This is a genomic window from Nostoc mirabile CHAB5784 (assembly GCF_020829645.1).
In the GTDB taxonomy this organism is placed as follows: Bacteria; Cyanobacteriota; Cyanobacteriia; order Cyanobacteriales; family Nostocaceae; genus Nostoc; species Nostoc mirabile.
Map to the genome: position 1 here is coordinate 1 of NZ_JAIVFS010000064.1, position 19,858 is coordinate 19,858.

A 19,858-nucleotide genomic window follows, 5' to 3' on the forward strand; every position below is an offset into this window, starting at 1 on the left:
TTACAAATATTTAGGTAGAGCCAAAGACGCGACCTTTGAATTAACAGATGCCATATTGCTAACCCGCAATGTTTACTCCTTAGCAGACTTATCCTTATCACCAGTATTTAGACGCAAGTGGTCAAGTCGCTACCTTGGCAGAAGTCCCAGGGTAATTTGACCCCTGGACGAGTCGCTCAAGCTATGGGAGGAGTTTTTGCGGTGATTGGTACTCCGACCTCTGCACCCAAACCTCGCGGAAAGTCCCCTGGTTGGGAACCAGGAAAAAAGCGTAGCCGTAAAAACCGATGCCCGATTGTTAAAAAAACACTAACATCACCACGTAAAGAACCATCAGTTGCGGTTTAATACTAAAGATTATTCATAATTTTGTTAAGTCTCTGATTAACTCAGCCCTGCTGGGTCATTTTCCATAGCTTAGTCTAAACTCCAGTTACTAGAAACGGTAGGGAATACCCGCAGGCTTATTATCACTGGCAGAGAAAGGGGCAGAAAAGGACAAAGTACATTCCTAAAAAATTACTAGGGGATATTCAAAAAGCCGAGGCAGCAAAACGCCCAATTGTAGAGATATTGGAGTTGTTGGGTGTTGCGATAAGCCCTAGTAAATTACTAATAGATGGTGTGTAAAACCCAGTCCCCTTGTGGGCGGGGATTTAGCATCGGTTAAATGATGGGGTTCGTAAGCGACGCGCAAAGCGATAGCGCCGGCGGCAAGCGAGTAATCGAGCGTCGGAAGGAGCGTCTGCCCCATCATTTAACACTATCCGCGTTGCTTTTGAGTTGCAATATATTAAGTAACTACGCAAAATTCATTACAGTCATTGCGAGCGTTCGCGCAGCGTCTCGTAGAGAAGCGAAGCAATCCCAGCCGCAAGCGAATTGCTTCATTTCGCAACTCTTAGAGACGCTACCGCGTTAAGCGAAGCTATGCCGTTGGCGGAGCCTCTCGAAGAGAAGGCTTTACGCTACATTCGCAATGACATTGTGTAATTAATTATGTTTACCTACTTATTTAACCGCTTCCTCCGACGCTCCACCCACAGACGAGTAAAACGTTCCATCGCTCCACAACCCAGAACCCCAAAATCTACGCTTTTTCAAGTCCTTAAACGTGCTGAATATATGCACAGCAGAGATAGCTAACCAACCAGACGTAGCGGTTTTTGTGCTTGAAGACTTGTCCAGTATTCAGCTTATTTTTATTTCTATAGAGTATAAAAAAGCTATGAAATATCTAACTGAAGTGGTAATATTTCCTCAAATCTGCTTCTGTACATTGTAGCTTTATATAAAAAATGGAAAGTAATACGATTGCTCAAACCATTTTCTGTAGCAGCTAAAGAGGTGAAGAATTGCTGTAAATTAGAGTTTTTTGCTTGGGACTTCCAGAAAATAAATTATCCAATTTACTCAGATAATATTTTTCTTTCTCCCCCTGCCCCCAGCTAATAGCCCCCCTGCCTACACCGCGATAGGATATTTTTTTAGTTGGAAGTCCCTTGTCTCACTATGGTGGTGGCAGAATGATTTAAAAAATAGTGAGCTTTTTCATAAAAATGGGGAAAATATGCTGTGTAAGCTTCTGGGATTTAACACTAGCTCTAAAATTTACCAGAATTTTAGGAATGTTACTTGCTTTTAACCAAGGTAGTGCCTTTGCTGATATCTTACCTATTAAGAGCCAGAGACAGTCTGTTGAAGAAATTGAAAACTTAACTTTATCAGAAACTCGTCTGTTAACGAGCCAGGATCAATTGCGTCAGATCCCTGTACTCACAACAGGCTTATCAAAGTTGAATCAACTAAGATTAGACCCAATTTTATCTCAGGTTCTCGACTCAGAACCAAAACAGCCAATCCCAATTCCACAGCCACGACCAGAACCTGCCCTAGAACTTCCTCCTCAAACATTTCCCTCCTCTGAAGAAGGCTTAGACCTTCCTGAAAGTATCATTGTTAGGAAATTCGAGTTTGATGGGAACACGGCATTTAGTGACGAAAAGTTAACTAAAATTACTGCCCAATTCACCAAGCGATCGCTAACCTTTGTAGAATTACTAGAAGTTGAGGCTACTGTAACTAAACTCTATACCGATGCGGGGTATATTAATTGTGGTGCTGTCATTCCGGCTGGTCAAACCTTATCTAAACAGGGATCTGTCGTCAAAATCCAGATTATTGAAGGAGGACTAGAAGAAATTGCGGTAATGGGTACACGACGGTTGAACTCGAACTACATCCGCAGCAGATTAGCCATTGCCACCGCTAGACCCCTAAATCAAAAGCGCTTGCTGTCAGCTTTGCAACTATTGCAACTTGACCCCCTAATTCAGAATATATCAGCCGAATTGTCTGCTGGGTCGCGTCCCGAATTAAGTTTACTAACAGTCAAGGTAATAGAAGCCGACTCCTTTAATACAGAATTTTTTATAGATAATGCTCGTGCGCCTAGTGTTGGCAGCTTACGACGCGGTGTCCGCATTAACGAAGGAAATTTATTCGGTTTTGGGGATGGCTTGAATCTGGAATATATCAATACTGATGGTAGCAACTCCTTTGACTTGCGCTACAATATACCCATTAATCCTCGTAATGGCACAATTACCCTCAGAGGTGGTTTGACGAGTATTGAAATTGTCGAACCACCCTTTGACCGCCTAGATATCATTGGTAATTCCAATTACTTCGAGTTAGGCTTCCGCCAACCTTTAATCTTATCTCCCAACAGAGAATTTGCTGTGGGTCTATCCGCGTTACGACAACAAAGCAAATCTGAACTGCTAGGTAGGGGTTTTTCTCTGTCACCCGGTGCTAATGAACAGGGAGAAACCCGCATTTTTGCCTTACAATTCTTCCAAGAATATCAGCAGAGGGATTCTCAACAAGCCTTAGCCCTGCGCTCTCAATTTAACTTGGGTTTAGATATCTTCAATGCTACCGTCAACAATGAACCTCCTGATAGTCGGTTTTTTTCTTGGCGCGGGCAAGGACAATATGTGCGACTTTTAGCACCGCAAACTTTACTAGTGATCCGTTCTGACCTGCAATTGACAACCCGTGCCCTTGTGCCTTTAGAGCAATTTGGGCTGGGTGGTCTGCGTAGTGTTCGGGGTTATCGACAAGATATTCTGTTGACAGATAACGGCTTTTTGGCATCAGCAGAAGTGCAATTACCAGTACTGCGGGTAGAAAACGTCGGAGGAGTTTTGCAAGTAGTGCCGTTTATTGATTTTGGTGTGGGTTGGAATAGTTCCAGGAATGCAGACCCAAATCCTAATACTTTGCTGGGGTTGGGATTGGGTTTACAGTGGCAAATGGGCGATCGCCTTAATGCTCGCCTTGATTATGGTATTCCATTAACAAATATTCAAGACAGAGGCAGGACTTTACAGGAAGACGGTATTTATTTCTCAATAGTTGCGAATCCTTTCTAAAAATTTTTGTCACAAAATCTCTGATTAACAAAGGTCTAGAAATCAAAAGTTATGCAACACCCCAAGCGATCGCTCCTATCCAATACTTTACCTCTATCTATAGGGGTGAATTTTGTATTGGCTTTGTTCTCTTGTATTGCTCCCTGTCCAGCAAAAGCACAAATTACATCTCAAATTACACCTGATGCGACTCTAGGCGATAAAAGTTCAGTTGTAGTAAAAGGCAAACTTGAAGGCAGTGATATTGAGCGGATTAATGGGGGAGCAATTCAAGGAAGTAACCTATTCCACAGCTTCCAGGAATTTAACGTTGGTGAAGGAGCAAAAGCCTATTTTACAAATCCAGGAGAAATTACGAATATTTTGACTAGGGTGACAGGAGGTCAGGAATCGAGGATTCTGGGAACTCTGGGGGTTTTGGGCCCAGCCAATCTGTTTTTGATTAATCCTAATGGAATTGTCTTTGGCCCCAATGCCCTTTTAAATATGGGAGGATCATTTGTAGCTTCTACCGCCGATAGCCTAGTGTTTGATAATGGGTTGGAGTTTAGCGCCACGAACCCGCTTTCCCCACCACTGCTGACAGTGAATATTCCTGTAGGATTGCGCTTGAGAGAGAATTCAGCCAGCATTGTCAATCAATCATCTGCTGTTCTTTACTTACCGGCGGGGAACACTTTGGGACTAGTCGGTGGAAATGTCATCCTTGATGGTGGGAGCTTGGGGGTACCTGGGGGTCGCATTGAGTTAGGAGGATTGACTGGTGCGGGAATAGTCGGTTTTAATGTCCAAGAGTCCCAAGGAATACCAAGAGTAGCTTCTTTAAGTTTTCCCAATGGTGTTGAACGAGCTGATGTATCCCTCTCTAACAAAGCAGTGGTGAATGTTGCACTCTCTAAGGAAGCAGTTGTGAATCTTCAAGGTAGGAGTGGCGGTAGTATTGCGATTAACGGTCGTAACGTGAATGTTTTGGGAGGAAGTCAGCTGCAAGCTGGAATAGGCAAAGATTTGGGTTCACCTGGAACTCAGGCGGGAAATATCGAAATTAATGCCACTGGAGAAGTAGTTTTTGATGGAGTATCGGACGGCTTTGTCAGTGCTGCATTCAATCAAGTGGAAGCTGGATCTGCTGGTAACGCAGGTCGGATCGAGATTAACGCGGATAACGTTGAAGTGAAAAATGGCGGTCAATTAAATACCAGTAGCAGTGGTAAGGGAAATGCAGGCACAATTCGAGTGACTGCTACTGATAAGGTGGTCTTTAGCGGAGTTACTTTGGGATTCCGTAGTTCTGCACTCAGCCAAGTGGGAGAGAATGCTGTAGGCAACTCGGGTGGAATCGAGATTAATGCACGTACCGTTGAGGTGACTGATGGCGGTTATCTGGAAGCCAATACTATTGGAAAAGGAAATTCGGGCACAATTCGAGTGACTGCTACTGATAAGGTGGTCTTTAGCGGAGTTACTTTGGGATTCCGTAGTTCTGCACTCAGCCAAGTGGGAGAGAATGCTGTAGGCAACTCGGGTGGAATCGAGATTAATGCACGTACCGTTGAGGTGACTGATGGCGGTTATCTGGAAGCCAATACTATTGGAAAAGGAAATTCGGGCACAATCCGAGTGAATGCTACTGATAAGGTGGTTTTTAGCGGAGCTCCTTTGGGATTCCGTAGTTCTGCACTCAGTCAGGTGGGAGAGAATGCTGTAGGCAACTCGGGTGGAATCGAGATTAATGCACGTACCGTTGAGGTGACTGATGGCGGTTATCTGGAAGCCAATACTATTGGAAAAGGAAATTCGGGCACAATCCGAGTGAATGCTACTGATAAGGTGGTTTTTAGCGGAGCTCCTTTGGGATTCCGTAGTTCTGCACTCAGTCAGGTGGGAGAGAATGCTGTAGGCAACTCGGGTGGAATCGAGATTAATGCACGTACCGTTGAGGTGACTGATGGCGGTTATCTGGAAGCCAATACTATTGGAAAAGGAAATTCGGGCACAATCCGAGTGACTGCCACTGATAAGGTCGTGTTTGACGGCCAATCTTCTTTAGGATTCCTGAGTTCTGCATTTAGCCAGGTGGAAAAAGGTGCTGTAGGCAACTCAGGCGGAATTGAGATTGACGCAGGTAGTGTTGCCATCACTAAGGGTGCTCAACTCAGTGCCAGTACTTCCGGACAGGGAGATGCAGGCAAAATCAGCATTACTGCCCGCGATCAGGTATTGGTAGATGGCAAATCTATATTGAGCCAGGTGGAAAAAGGTGCTGTAGGCAACTCAGGCGGAATTGAGATTGACGCAGGTAGTGTTGCCATCACCAAGGGTGCTCAACTCAGTGCCAGTACTTCCGGACAGGGAGATGCAGGCAAAATCAGCATTATTGGCACTGACAAGGTAATCTTTGATGGCGAATCTGGCGGTAATCGCACTGCTGCATTCAGTCAAGTTTTTGACGGAGCAAATGGCAACTCAGGCGGGATCGTGATTAACACCCCGATTTTAGAGGTGACGAAAGGCGCTTTACTTGATGCCAGCACTAAAAGCTCAGGCAATGCAGGCCCGATTAGCATTACTGCCACTGACAAGGTACTCTTTGATGGCCAATCGAGCAAAGGCGATCGCACTGCTGCATTCAGTCAAGTTTTTGACGGAGCAAATGGTAAATCTGGTGATATCGAGATTAGAACTCCGATTTTGGAGGTGACGAATGGCGCTTTACTTGATGCCAGCACTAAAAGCTCAGGCAATGCAGGCACGATCACCATTAATGCCAATGATAAGGTAATCTTTGATGGCGAATCGAGGCAGGGTGAAGGCAGTGCTGCAACTAGCCTAGTGACAGAGACTGCTACGGGCAAGTCAGGAGGAATTGAAATTAATGCTCCGATCCTGAGAGTTACCAATGGCGCAGAACTAAATACTAGTACTTTAGGAAAGGGCAATTCCGGCTCGATTCGAGTCACAGCTACTGATAATGTAGTTGTTGATGGTACATCTAGGGATCGCTCTCTTGTTTCCGCCATAGCCAGCGAAGTTGGGACTGGCGCAACCGGAGCCTCCGAAGGGATTACTATCAACGCTCCTCGCTTGCAGGTAAGTAATGCGGCTATTGTCAGCGCCAATACTAATGGGAATGGCAATGCTGGTAACATTGATGTCACATCTGACACTATTGAACTCTCCAGCGCCGGAAAAATCCGCACTAATACTTCAGCGAGTTCAAAAGCAGGTAATATCACACTGAATGTACCAAACAGCCTTACTCTGTCTGACTTTGGAACCGCAGTTTTAGCTGAGACTGAAAACACTTCTACTAGTGATGGCGGTAATATCTTCGTGATTGGCTCCCCCAAAAATGTCCTGATTCAAAATGGCGCCGAACTTTCTGTCAATAGCAGGGGAAGCGGCATAGGAGGCGATATATCTCTGGAAGCCAATTCTCTAACTTTGGAGCAGGGAACGATCTCAGCCGAAACCGCTAAAGAAAGAGGCGGCAATATCAGCCTAGAGGTAGCAGATTTATTGCTGATGTCAGGTGACAGCAAAATTACTACCAATGCAGGCATTGAAAGCCAACCAGGGGCAATTGGTACTGGCGGGAACATTAAGATTGATACCCAATTTCTAGTTGCACTACCCTCCAAACCAAAGGGTAGTGATATAACCGCCAATGCAACTTATGGTGACGGTGGTCGTGTTGATATCACAGCTACTAGTATCTTTGGGATTGAATTTCAGGACAAGCCTAGAGATTTGTTCAATGAGATCACCGCTAGTTCAGAGTTTGGTGGCAATCAGGGAGTGGTAAACATCAATCAGATTGCTCCCAGCCAGAATTTAGTGGAATTACCTGCAAATGTTGTCGATCCCAATGACCAAATCGCCCAAAATCCCTGTAGTAAAGGTGTTGGTAGTGAATTCACGATCACAGGACGTGGTGGGTTACCTCCTAGTCCCAACGAAGACTTGAGCCAAGAAGCTACTCAGGTTGGTTTAGTTGAACCAGTCTCAACCGTCAGTAATGTAAAACCACCGCAGAAAACCTCCTCCAGCGAGAATTCAAAATCCCAAATCCCCAGCCCGATTGTGCCAGTTAAAGGATGGGTATTCAACAATAAAGGTGAAGTAGTTCTCACCGCTTACAATCCCAACGTCACTGGAACCCATCGTCTACCTAAAAATTTAAGCAGTTGTCCTGCACGATAAGGCCAAAAAGGTGAAAACAATTATTTTTGTGAATTACTTGACAGGATAAAATATGAATAAAAAAAAGCAGAGAGGGCGATGTCTACGAGGGGCTACGCCTACGCTCAAAGCAAGATTTTTCTCGAAAATTAGCCGTTATAAACAGAGTGATTTCATAGCCCCTAGACTCTATAGTAGCCAAGTACGATCGCTAATTTTAGTAGTTCTGTTATTTTTCTTGTCTATGGGAGGAGTGCTGGTTACTACCCAAGTTTGGGCATCAACTGCGATCGGACAAACTCAACAAGAGCCTTTACAGTTAGTAGAACAAGCCAAATCACTTTACCAAAACAGACAATTTGAGTCAGCCCTAACCGTTTGGGAACAAGTTGCTGCGACTTTTGCGGCGCGAGAGGATAAACTCAACCAGGCAATGGCGTTGAGCAATCTTGCCCTCACATCTCAACAACTCGGTAGGTGGGAGCAAGCCAAAAAAGCGATCGCTACCAGCTTAAATATCCTCCAAACACAGCCAAAAACACCAGAGCGATCGCAAATCCTCAGTTCTACATTAGATATCCAAGGACAGTTGCAACTAGCAATAGGAGAATCAGAAGCAGCCTTAGCAACTTGGAAACAAGCGGCTGAAATTTATCAAAATCTCGGCAATCAAAATGGTGCAATTAGAAGCCAGATTAACCAAACTCAAGCCATGCAAGACTTGGGTCTTTACCCAATGGCTTGCAAGACCTTACTAAAAACTTTAGAGCTTGATCATCAAAACTGCCAGATCACAAAAGAAGAACTGCAAACCTTAAAAGAACGATTTGTCAACAAGGAAAATTCCTCTTCTTTAGATATCCTGGCTTTGCGTAGTCTCGGTAATGTTTTACGAGTTGTTAGTCAACTCGAACAATCCCAAATGGTTTTGTCCGCAGCTGGGCAATTAGCTCAACAATCAGGAGATTCGCAAAATCTGGCTGCTATTTACTTGAGTTTAGGCAATACAGCCCGGTCTTTGGGTAATAGAAAAATACAGTTGGGAAAACCAAGCGAACAACAGCCAGCCCTTACACAGTCTATATGCATTCAAGCAGCCAGTATAACCACTGCTGCTGAATTTTATCAACAGGCTGCTACTTGCTATCGGCAAGCGGAATCATCTACCTCATCAGATATCAAAAGACAAGCTCAATTGAATCGATTCAGCCTTTTGGTACAAACTCAACAATGGTCTGAAGTACCAACCTTGCTATCTGAAATCACGTCTCATCTCAATGACTTACCTATTACTCATCCCACTGTCTATGCTCACATTAAATTTGCTCAAAGTTTGATGTGTCTGCAATCAGGACTGAGTGAAAACTCATCAAATGCTTTATCATCCCCGATTCTGCAACTATGTAGCTTTGTAAAAAATACACCTACGGGCACTGGTGTTAAAACTCTTGAATCCTCAAAAATTCCCTCATGGCCAGAAATTGGGCAAATTTTACAAACCGCCCTCAACCAAGCTCAACAATTGCAAGACAAGCAAGCCGAAGCCGATGTGCGTGGTTATCTTGGAGGAGTTTACCAGCAAATAGGGAAATTGACAGAGGCACGACAATTAACTGAACAAGCTTTACAGCAGAAATCTGCTTTTAATGATTCTAGTATTACCTATCTTTGGCAGTGGCAGTTAGGACGGATTTACCAAACTCAACAAAACCAAAAAAGCGCACTTCAAGCCTACACCTTAGCCTACGAAACTCTTCAGTCTTTGCGTAAAGACTTAGTTGGTATTAACCCAGAAATTCAATTTACTTTTCGTGATAGTGTAGAACCAGTCTATCGAGAACTGGTCAATTTGCTCTTGCAACCCCAAGCTTCTCAACAGATAAAACAAACGGAGATTAATCAGAAAAATCTCAAGCAAGCTCGTGATGTTATAGAAGCACTCCAACTAGCAGAACTGACTAACTTCTTTCGGGAAGCTTGTATAACCAGTCAACCCCAACCAATTGACCAGCTAGATCCAAATGCTGCGGTTATCTATTCGATTATTTTGCCTGATCGCCTTGCTGTCATCTTGTCTAGACCTCAAAAGGATTTAAAATACTACGCAACGCCTCTGAAACCTAGTTCCCAGCCAGGGGAAGTCGGGGAGGTCGAGCGTGTCTACGATAATATACTTGCTGGCTTCACCCGTAACATCTACAGTTCTGGCTTAGATTCACTTCTTCCACAAAAAACTTTTTATGACTGGTTAATCCGACCAATTGAGCCAGAACTGGAAAAGGATGACATTAAAACTTTGGTGTTTGTACTAGATGGAGTTTTGCGTGCAGTACCCATGTCGGCACTTTATGATAGTCAGAAGCAGAAGTATCTGATTGAAAAATATAACCTTGCTTTGAGTCCAGGGTTGCAGTTGTTGTATTCAGCTTCGCTTTCCCCAAACAAATTGCAAACTTTAGTAGGAGGTTTGGCTGAGGCTAGGCAAGGGTTTTCCAAACTGCCGGGAGTGGAAGAGGAAGTTCAGGAGATTACAAAAATAGTTCCCACAGAAGTTCTTTTAAACCAAGAATTTACCCGCAGTCGCTTGAAAGTTCAAATCAACAATGTACCCTTCCCCATTGTTCACTTAGCAACCCACGGTCAGTTTTCTTCCCAGGCTGAGAATACCTTTTTGTTGACTTGGGACGGTCGGATTAATGTTAAAGAATTAGACCAATTATTGCAAGCACGCGATCGCCCTGGTCGAAGTCCTTTAGAATTATTAATTTTGAGTGCTTGCCAAACCGCCGCAGGTGATAATCGAGCGATTCTGGGACTAGCAGGGGTGGCGGTGCGTTCAGGGGCACGTAGTACATTAGCAACGCTTTGGTCAGTAGAAGATGAATCTACAGTTGAGCTGATGAACAAGTTCTATTCAGAATTGAACCAACCTGGGGTAACTAAAGCTGAGGCACTTCGTCAAGCTCAGTTGTTCCTGTTGCGATCGTCAAATTATAGTCGTCCTTACTACTGGGCAGCATTTGTCTTAGTAGGTAATTGGTTGTAGTCAGCAAGTAATATACTGTATTTTCGGAATTGAGCATTAGTAATGAGTATCACTTTAATAGGACTTACGCAGTGAAAACCTGAAACCTCGATCCCCCCTAACCCCCCTTAAAAAGGGGGGATCTGAAAAGCCCCCTTTTTAAGGGGGTTGGGGGATCTCTTGTGCGTAAGTGCTATTTAATTAAAGAGCTTTGACTTCACCAAAGGATAACTTATGTTAAATAATCAACAGTTGATTGGTCTAATTATGATCGGGTTGTTTCTGATGGGGACGCAACCAACAATTGCCCAATCAAATGCAAATATTCCAACGCCGACTAATCGCTCAAAATCCCAACGGATAATATTCAAACCACCATCAAATCAGGGTAAACCAAAATTTACATCATCGGGTGGATCGCGTAGTAATTGGCAATGTCCTCAAGATGCAACATTAAACACTACCTCAGCCAATAAAACCCCTTTGATGCTTCTTGCTCCCACTGACAGCAACTATGGGTTGACTATAGCAGAGCATCCGACATTTTTAGTGTATCTGCCGCAAACATCTGCCAAGCAAGTAGTCTTAAGCTTGATGACAGAAGACAATCAGCTTCATTCCCAAAGCTTCATTCCTATTAAAGGTGAACCTGGTATTATTAGCATCAAGTTAGCAGATAGCTTCCCCTCTCTGGAAGTAAGCAAAAATTATCAGTGGTCTTTAGTGTTGATATGTGGGGAAAAACCTAACCCTAACGATCCAGTGATCACCTCGTGGGTACGCCGTGTGGTTTTACCTCAACTCCAGAGTCAGCCGAGGACAACTTTGGAGCAGGCAGATGCTTACAGTGAACAAGGAATTTGGTACGATGCTGTCATTACCCTAGCTCAAATCAGAAATGCTCAACCTAATGATCAAGTCATAGCAGATATCTGGACTGACTTTCTTAAGTCCGTAGGGCTAGAAGCGATCGCTACTCAACCACTTCAATTGTAGAAGTAGTTAAGGAACTTCCAAATAAAAAAATATCCCACTGTTCACAGTCAACAGTCAAAATAATTCGTAATTTATAATGACGCTCGTTCCTCGCTACCGCTACGCTAACGTAATTCGTAATTATTACCCCACGACTGAAGTCGGGGGCCTAATTGAGGAATAAATTTATTTGTCTCCATAAAATGTTAGTTAGTTACTCTGTACCTTTAATTACGAATTACGAATTACGAATTACGAATTAGTAATTATTTGGTCAAGAGTCAACAACTTCAAGCGGTTGTTTTTATTTCTTGGAGTTCCCTAACTGTTTTTCTCGTAACTGCTGCTCGATAAAAGCCTGATTATCCTGGCTTTCTGACTGTTTGAGGTATTCAATGGCAATTGCTCCAGCAAGGGGATGGTCTTGGCACATTTCTAAAAGCAGTGCCAAAGTATGATGGAATTGGAGTCTTTCAAGTTGCTTGTGAGTAACCAACTCTAAGGCGACTGCTGACCCCAAAAACACTAACAGCGAGGGAATGATGGGTAACCACCAGCCCAAGCAAAAGGCTAAAAAGCCAATCCCCAAAAGTCCAGCACCAGCAAAGATTATACTGGCAGCGATCGCAATTGAAGACCTCAACTGTCGGCTAACTAATGCTCCTAATCCCGCCCAAACTAAAATCCACAGCCATTCTGTGGGTTCTTGCCAAACACGAAGCAAAGGTCTGCCATCAACAACAGCACTAATTATTTGACTAATAATATTGGCATGAACACTCACCCCAGTCATCGGCTGCGGAGAACTAAATAGACCACTGTTATAGGGGGTATAAAATACATCTTTAATGCTTGCAGCATTAGTGCCAATCAAAACTAGGCGATCGCGTAAACTATCAGGAGGAATGGTCTTTTCCAAGATATCTCTTAAAGGGAAAGTAGCAAAATTTTCCTGATTTCCTCTAAAGTTCAGCAAAATTTGATAACCTCCAGAATCTGCATGGACGTAGCCTCCATCATTGCCCACAAACCTTTCAAACACTGCTTTACCCCAACGCAACCTTTGACGTTCGGGATCGTTGTCAAGAAATTTTATGGTTATCTTTTCGTCCTCTAAATAGTGCTGCGCCAGTTTCATTGCCAAACTGTAGCGTGTTTCATTTTGCGAGAGGTCTACTGATAATAATGCCCGACGCACCTTACCATCTGCATCCACCACCTGATCGGCAAAGCCTACTCTTTCTTGGTTGAGAGTGGGAGGAGGGGCAATGGTATTAATCTTACTTCCCACAACTTTTTCAATTCCATATAAGTTTGGAGTTGATTGGAAGATGTTAACTAAGTCCTGATGCCCAGGTTCTACAGGCAAATCTCGATAAATATCTAAACCAATAGCTCTAGGTTGTTGGGCTTTAATATTAGCAATTGCCTTAGCTAAAACTTGATCAGGAATAGGCCACTTTCCTGCCTTTTTTATATCTTCTTCATCAATAGTGATAATCGCTATCCGTTTCTCTGGTGACTCTTGCAACAGTCGCCAGCGAAAAAACTGGTCAAGTATACTCCACTCGCCACCCTGCAACAGTCCACCAAAGTGCAGCAGCAGAATAGGTACAGTCAGACATATAGCAATCCTTGGTATCCAAAATAAGCCAATTCGCCGTTGTAAAACTTCTGGCTTGGCTTTTTGTCTAGCTTGTGCCAAAAGTTTATTAGCTTGTGCTAGTACTTGCAGTGACATTTGGGCTTGGCGTTTGGCTAATTCCTGACTAGCGGCTAAAAATTGGTAATCTAAATCGCCAAGGCTTTTACCTAATGCCCAAGTTAAGGTATCTTGTAAAGCTTGTCCTCGCAATAGATAGGATTCATCTTGGTAAGCTGATGCTGACCAGGCTGCGATCGCTTCTGCATAGGGTCGCAACTCTGCTAATTTACGCTCAACCCAACTGTGGTTGAATACAGCTTCGTAAATGCGATTATATACCTTGAGCTTGCCTTGTTGCTCAACTACTAACCCTGACAGCCGTAATTCGATTTGTTCAGGAGTTCCATCAGCAGAAATTTCTCCTTGACGTAAAATTTGCTGGTATAACTCTAATAATCTACCTGTACGTTTTTCATTTCTGTACAAAATGCGATCGCGAATCGTCCTCAAATGCTCAGGTTCATCTTGAGATTCCCAATTCTCAACAATGTTCGACCTTACTAGTTGCTCAACCGATGAAAATTTTTGAGCAGTTGACTCCAAAACTATAAACTGACACAGCTTTTGCGTGAGAAACGGTTGCCCACCTGTCCATTCTAGTATTTGCATGAGAACCCCTTCGGGGTTACTTACTCTTTGGTTCAAACCATCTATTAATGGTTGTACTTCATCAGGCTGAAATCCTTGCAGTTCAATCGCCTTGCCAATATTGAATGGTGTCTGGGTCTTATTTTGAATCAGTTCGTTAGGATTTGCAACCCCCAATAGTGCAAAAGTCAAACGCCTATATTTATAATTTACTTCTCGTTGCTGAAAGAAAAATCTAATTAAAGCAAAAAAATCATCCAATGAAAAATTCTGACTTAAAACACGATCAATTTCATCAATAAAAATAACTATATTTTGCTTGACCTCTACTAACAGTACTTCTTCAATAAATTGGCTCAAACACTGCACCGGTGAAAGCAAATCTCGCCGCTCACGCCACCAACTCCGCCATTGAATTTTTGAGTGCAGATGGCAACTACTCACCAAAGATTGGACAATCCCTGCATACCACTTTTCTGGAGTTACATCCTGTGTTCCCATTCCTGTCAAGTCAATAAACGCACAGATGATTCCTTCTGCTTGTAGCCTTTGCATCATCTGCACTCGCAAGCTAGACTTGCCCATCTGCCGCGAGTTCAGCACATAACAAAACTGACCCCACTTTAAGCGCTCATAAAATTCTGTATCAGCATGTCGTTTCACATAGCTAGGAGCGCTACTCTCAAGACTTCCTCCGATTTGATATTCAAAGTTTGACTTTGCTGCTGTCATCAAGGCTGTCCTTTACATTTTCCAATATATATATTTAGTTTTGATTTCATATACAGTCATATAAATAATTTATTATCTAACAGTCCTAGAGAAGAATTATACTATTTTCATTCATCAACTGGCTTTACCTGACTTTTACCTATTTTTGATTTTTGAGTAAGTAGGACGGCGTAAATAATTAAAGGTTTGTAGTGAGCGGCTCTAGCCCTCAAAGTAGGGCTAAAGTCCTCACTAAAAACTAATCTCAATATTTTTTACATTAGTTAATATAGTTTTAATTATTCTCACCGACTTACTTATTCCTAATTCAAATAATTCGTAATGACGCTCGTTCCTCGCTACCGCTACGCTAACGTAATTCGTAATTCGTAATTAAGTTTTGCATTAGCGAAGCGTTAGCGAGTCCGCGAGCGTCTGGGGATTTTAACCCCACCGCAAAACTTGTCGCGATTTAGAAGCGAGGGACTTAGACCCCTCAAAAATGTTAAAATAATTCGTAATGACGCTCGTTCCTCGCTACCGCTACGCTAACGTAATTCGTAATTCGTAATTAAGTTTTGCATTAGCGAAGCGTTAGCGAGTCCGCGAGCGTCTGGGGATTTTAACCCCACCGCAAAACTTGTCGCGATTTAGAAGCGAGGGACTTAGACCCCTCAAAAATGTTAATTTAGGACTTACGCACTGTACAAATGCATCGTGATGTGCTGCATTACCATATTCAGTAGATCGAAAAGTTTTCCAGAACCCTTACCAGCTGTTCATTTAAGTTTAGGAACACAATTTGTCGCAATCCTGTTAGAGTCTGCTTTTCAAGGAACGGGTGTTGTTGGTGGGTTAAGAGTGCAGTGCAAGCGATCGCGATCATCAGCCCCAAAATGTCGGCTGAAACCCTGATTATTTCGTCAACTTACAAAAGTTTTCGATCTACTGATATTTCTCATATAGATTGCTTTACAGAGGTTTTTTGATGAAGAAGAACTTAGAAGTCAGAATTTCCCCTGAATTCTGTACCAGTGCCTGATAAGTGTTGGTTGACAATTATTCTTTTTTAACTAGTTCCGTGGGTTTAAGTCCCCGGTTCAATAAAAAAGCAAGTTTTGTGTTGGGGTTAAATTCCCATTACAAAACTTAATTACGAATTACGAATTACGAATTACGAATTATTTAATCGATTCTGAATTCTGGTTTCCGAACAGCTTTTGGCAAAGACTAAATGGTGTTAAAAGATTACAGATGAGGCAAGAAAGGCTCACAGTGCGATGTTCTGAGAACTTTGTCAGCAAACTACTAAAAAACTATCGAGCTTTAGTAGTTTAATATCAACTCTGTTTAAAATCATAAAATGCATTAAAAAGCAAGCCACTTTAGAGGTGTATTTAAAGACATTATTAGCAAAGTTGTGTTAAGCAGCACTTGCATTTTTCTTGTAAGTATGAAAAGCTTTGTTAAAGAGTAAAATACGGTAAATCAATCAAGTTATAGTATTTTGTGAGGGATACACTCCAGCATTTCATTTACTGGCTGACTGACTTGAAAATAGGGACTGATGACGGATGACTGGGCAAAGAAATATTTTCATGCACTCTTTGTGTGATTTATCACATGACCGTCTAGTTTGAAAGTGCTGAGTGCTGTAGACGCTTTTGCGGCTTCCCCCTGAAGCCACTGCGTTGGGGAGACAGCACCGTGGGCGGGTTCTCCGACCTGTAGCAATTGGCTAAGTAAAAGTCAATGAGTCAATGAGTCAGTAAAGTAGACTTTCATTTGAAAATTTTCTATGGCGATAAAGCCGAAGCATTTGAAGCTGATATCAAAGAAGCATTACTAGCAGATGAGTAAAACACGCAAGTTTCGTTTAGGTGCATTCATTCAAGCCACTGGACATCATGTTTCTGCCTGGCGACATCCAGATGCACAGATAGACGCTGGATTCAATTTTGAGCATTACAAAGAAATTACCCAGACTGCCCAACGCGGCTTGTTCGATGCAGTTTTTCTAGCCGACAGTCCAGGAGTTTGGGGTGGCGCTCCAGAAACTCAAAAACGCAATGGTAAACTTGTCCATTTCGAGCCAGTCACACTCTTTTCGGCCTTGTCCTCTGTAACCCAAAACATTGGCTTCATTTCCACCGCCTCGACTACTTATGAAGAACCTTACACCCTGGCACGTAAGTTTGCCTCGCTGGATCACTTGAGTAAAGGCCGAGCGGGGTGGAATGTAGTCACCACGGGTAACGAGAATGCTGCACTTAATTTTGGTCTTGAGCATCACCCAGAACATAGCCAACGTTATGAACGTGCCCAAGAGTTTGTGGAAGTGGTCAAAGGACTGTGGGATAGTTGGGAAGACGATGCTTTCATCCGTGACAGAGAATCTGGTATCTATTTCGACCAGAATAAACTACATACACTCAACCACAAGGGTAAACATTTTTCTGTCAAAGGCCCTTTGAATGTTGGTCGTCCACCTCAAGGTTATCCGGTGATTGTGCAGGCTGGAGCATCGGAAGCTGGACGAGATTTAGCTGCGCGTACTGCTGAGGTGATTTTCACTGCCAATCAAACTCTAGTCGATGCTCAAGAATTTTATGCTGATGTCAAAGGTAGGTTGGCGAAATATGGACGCTCTCCAGACGATCTGAAAATCATGCCTGGGGCTTTCCCAATCATTGGCCGGACTGAAGAAGAAGCCCAAGAGAAATACGAATTTCTGCAATCGTTGATTCATGCTGATGTAGCTTGGGGTATTTTAAACAACTATTACAAAGGTGTGGATCTGTCGAAATATTCTTTAGATGATGTAGCTCCCGAACTACCGAGTGATACAAATAATAATAAGAGTCGTCTGAAATTAGTCAAGGATTTAGCTACTCGTGGCACTCTGACGCTGCGCCAGTTATATCTCGCTCTTGCTACCGCCAGAGGTCATCGTACTATCCTTGGTACTCCCGAAAGCATTGCTGACCAGTTAGAGGGATGGTTCAACAATGGTGCAGCAGATGGTTTTAATATCATGCCACCAATCCTGCCCACAGGATTAGATGACTTCGTTAACCTAGTCGTTCCCATCCTCCAGAAACGCGGACTGTTCCGTACTGAATACGAAGGTAGCACCTTGAGGGAAAACCTGGGGCTGCGTCGTCCAAGTAATCAATTTGCCGCTAAACAAGTGAATGAGAGATTGGTGTTGGCGTAAATTAATAGGGCTTACGCAACGCCGCATATTCTTTTGAGTTCGTAGTGTTCGCATAGCGTCTCAAAGAGAGGACTTTAGTCTTCTCTTGCAAACGCTACTTGAACAAAATTAGGACTAAAGTCCTTACTACAAACAAAAAGCGTAAGTCCTGATTAAAAGAGTAGTGAGTTTCGAGTGCTGTAGACACTCCTGCGGGAGCCAGCACGTTATGGGTTCTTTCCGTTGAATTGTCTTAGCTGAGTTATCCAGATGCGATAAATCGCTTATCAATTTTAGGGTTTTATTGGGCTTTCAATCCAATAAATTACCAAGTAACATTCAGATGCGTAGTTGTACTCAGCACTCATAACTCATTTCTCAGCACTACTTTTGTCATTTATTCAAGGAAAAAACATGACTGAATATAGCAGATTGAAAACTTCTCGTTCCGCCGCAATCAAAGCAAACCTCAATTATCCGATAATTGACACTGATGTTCACACTAATGATTTCACTCCGGCGCTTGAGGATTACATTGCTAAATACGGTGGCTCGAAACTCGTAGATGAATTACGCAAGGCGGAAGATTCTCGTCTCAATTCCAAGAGCAATGGTAAAGACTGGTATCAACAAACTCCAGAAGAACGCCAGTACAACCGCACAATTCGATCGCCTTGGTGGGCGAGAGTTACCCGTAACACTTTGGATCTCGCTACTTACACTTTGCCAGAACTATTCTATGAGCGTCAGGCGGAGCAGGGGTCAGATTATTCGGTACTGTTTCCGAATAATGTTCTTGCACCGGCTGGAGCAAGTAAAGAGAATCGTCAAGCACTACAACGCGCAGTCAATCACTATCATGCTGACTTGTATCGGAAATATAGCGATCGCCTGACACCTGTAGCTGGTATCCCGATGGGTAATCCTCAAGAAGCCGTTGAGGAGCTAGAATTTGCAGTGAAAACACTAGGGCTGAAGGTGGCAAACATTCCTGGTGGCGTGAAACGGCCAATTAAGGCGATCGCTGATAAATATCCAGCAGATCAATACCCTGAAATCGCTAAGTATGCCTCTTACATTGACTTTTACGGATTGGATAGTGAATACGACTACGATCCATTCTGGGCAAAAGCAGTTGAATTAGGTGTACCCATTACTACCCATTACGGCAGTCAAGGTTGGACTGGACGCTCCTCCATCAGCAACTACATGAACAACCATATCGGTCACTTTGGCGATGGCTCACAAGCATTTGCCAAAGCACTGTTCTTTGGTGGTGTTACCAAACGTTTCCCACAGTTACGCGTAGGTATGCTCGAAGGTGGTGCAGATTGGGGCGCTCACGTCTACATTCATTTAGTAGATCGTTTCTCCAAGCGCAATCTGAAGGGACTGCAAAACTACAACCCAGAACTCACCAATGCTGATGAGTTGTTCGTGTTGTTTGAGCGTTTTGGTAGCGAATTCCTGCAAGCACATCCTCTGAATAAAGAGGAACTAACAAAGAGTGTCTTGGGTTCTTCCTTCAACCGTCATAGCCGTTCACCCGTTGGTAGCGAACTAGAAGATTTTGCCGCAGCTGGGATTGAAACAATTGAAGATATCCGCGATCGCTGGGTAAATAGTTTCTTCTTTGGTTCCGAGTCTGACGATCGCACTATAGCAGCAGCATTCAACGACAAAGCCAATCCCTTGGGTGTGAAAATCAACGCCATTTATTCCTCAGATGTTGGTCACTGGGATGTGCCAGATTTAACCGACCCATTAGCAGAAAGCTGGGATTTGGTACAAGAAGGTGTGATTTCTGAAGCGGACTTTAAGGCTTATGTATTCAATAATCCTTACAAGTTTTATACTCAAGCTAATCCCGACTTCTTCAAGGGTACGGCGGTTGAATCTAAGGTAGCTAACATCGAATCTCCACAAGCTGATAAGAGTTTGGTAACGGCGTAAAAAATTAGGATAGCCCTGTAAAGGTGGGTAAAAATTTTGGTCAAGAAATTCTCTTTAACTTCTTAACTCTGTGTTCTCTGCGCCTC

Annotated in this window: 9 protein-coding genes; 7 read left to right on the top strand and 2 right to left on the bottom strand. The window is 43.2% G+C overall.

Going from position 1 to position 19,858, the window contains the following annotated elements:
• The first annotated feature begins 156 nt into the window (after window positions 1-156).
• Window positions 157-348 (top strand): hypothetical protein, encoded by a 192-nt coding sequence (locus LC653_RS29505; protein ID WP_229498201.1) that lies wholly within the window; start codon window positions 157-159, stop codon window positions 346-348.
• Between the two features lie 663 nt (window positions 349-1,011).
• Here LC653_RS29505 and LC653_RS47525 read toward each other — a convergent pair.
• The gene (locus LC653_RS47525; RefSeq protein WP_372478242.1) at window positions 1,012-1,131 is read right to left on the bottom strand and encodes a transposase; all 120 of its coding nucleotides are present in this window, start codon (window positions 1,129-1,131) and stop codon (window positions 1,012-1,014) included.
• A gap of 497 nt (window positions 1,132-1,628) precedes the next feature.
• On the opposite strand from LC653_RS47525, the gene LC653_RS29510 reads away from it, so the two are divergent.
• The 4 genes from LC653_RS29510 to LC653_RS29525 all read left to right on the top strand — a co-directional run bounded on the left by LC653_RS29510 (window position 1,629) and on the right by LC653_RS29525 (window position 11,640).
• On the top strand, window positions 1,629-3,437 hold the full coding sequence (locus LC653_RS29510; protein WP_229498202.1) for a ShlB/FhaC/HecB family hemolysin secretion/activation protein: 1,809 nt from the start codon (window positions 1,629-1,631) through the stop codon (window positions 3,435-3,437).
• Window positions 3,438-3,488: 51 nt separating this feature from the next.
• On the top strand, window positions 3,489-7,640 hold the full coding sequence (locus tag LC653_RS29515; RefSeq protein ID WP_229498203.1) for a two-partner secretion domain-containing protein: 4,152 nt from the start codon (window positions 3,489-3,491) through the stop codon (window positions 7,638-7,640).
• A 52-nt stretch (window positions 7,641-7,692) separates the two neighbouring features.
• Window positions 7,693-10,665, top strand: coding sequence for a CHAT domain-containing protein (locus tag LC653_RS29520; protein ID WP_229498204.1), 2,973 nt, complete (start codon window positions 7,693-7,695; stop codon window positions 10,663-10,665).
• A gap of 213 nt (window positions 10,666-10,878) precedes the next feature.
• Window positions 10,879-11,640: a DUF928 domain-containing protein gene (locus LC653_RS29525; RefSeq protein ID WP_229498205.1), complete on the top strand. Its 762-nt coding sequence runs from the start codon at window positions 10,879-10,881 to the stop codon at window positions 11,638-11,640.
• Between the two features lie 283 nt (window positions 11,641-11,923).
• Here the strand turns inward: LC653_RS29525 and LC653_RS29530 are convergent, their stop codons facing one another.
• Window positions 11,924-14,644, bottom strand: a complete 2,721-nt coding sequence (locus LC653_RS29530; RefSeq protein WP_229498206.1) for a CHASE2 domain-containing protein — start codon at window positions 14,642-14,644, stop codon at window positions 11,924-11,926.
• Window positions 14,645-16,475: 1,831 nt separating this feature from the next.
• Here LC653_RS29530 and LC653_RS29535 point away from each other — a divergent pair.
• Together LC653_RS29535 and LC653_RS29540 are read left to right on the top strand one after the other, a co-directional pair.
• A complete protein-coding gene (locus tag LC653_RS29535) occupies window positions 16,476-17,840 on the top strand; it encodes an LLM class flavin-dependent oxidoreductase (RefSeq protein ID WP_229498207.1) in 1,365 nt (454 codons plus the stop codon).
• Between the two features lie 393 nt (window positions 17,841-18,233).
• The gene (locus LC653_RS29540; protein ID WP_229498208.1) at window positions 18,234-19,772 is read left to right on the top strand and encodes an amidohydrolase family protein; all 1,539 of its coding nucleotides are present in this window, start codon (window positions 18,234-18,236) and stop codon (window positions 19,770-19,772) included.
• Window positions 19,773-19,858: the final 86 nt, after the last annotated feature.

What these genes read in the sequence shown, in the direction of transcription:
- LC653_RS29510 (WP_229498202.1), top strand. Translation starts at nt 1,629, where the DNA reads ATGTTACTTGCTTTTAACCAAGGTAGTGCCTTTGCTGATATCTTACCT.
- LC653_RS29515 (WP_229498203.1), top strand. Translation starts at nt 3,489, where the DNA reads ATGCAACACCCCAAGCGATCGCTCCTATCCAATACTTTACCTCTATCT.
- LC653_RS29520 (WP_229498204.1), top strand. Translation starts at nt 7,693, where the DNA reads ATGAATAAAAAAAAGCAGAGAGGGCGATGTCTACGAGGGGCTACGCCT.
- LC653_RS29525 (WP_229498205.1), top strand. Translation starts at nt 10,879, where the DNA reads ATGTTAAATAATCAACAGTTGATTGGTCTAATTATGATCGGGTTGTTT.
- LC653_RS29530 (WP_229498206.1), bottom strand. Translation starts at nt 14,644, where the DNA reads ATGACAGCAGCAAAGTCAAACTTTGAATATCAAATCGGAGGAAGTCTT.
- LC653_RS29535 (WP_229498207.1), top strand. Translation starts at nt 16,476, where the DNA reads ATGAGTAAAACACGCAAGTTTCGTTTAGGTGCATTCATTCAAGCCACT.
- LC653_RS29540 (WP_229498208.1), top strand. Translation starts at nt 18,234, where the DNA reads ATGACTGAATATAGCAGATTGAAAACTTCTCGTTCCGCCGCAATCAAA.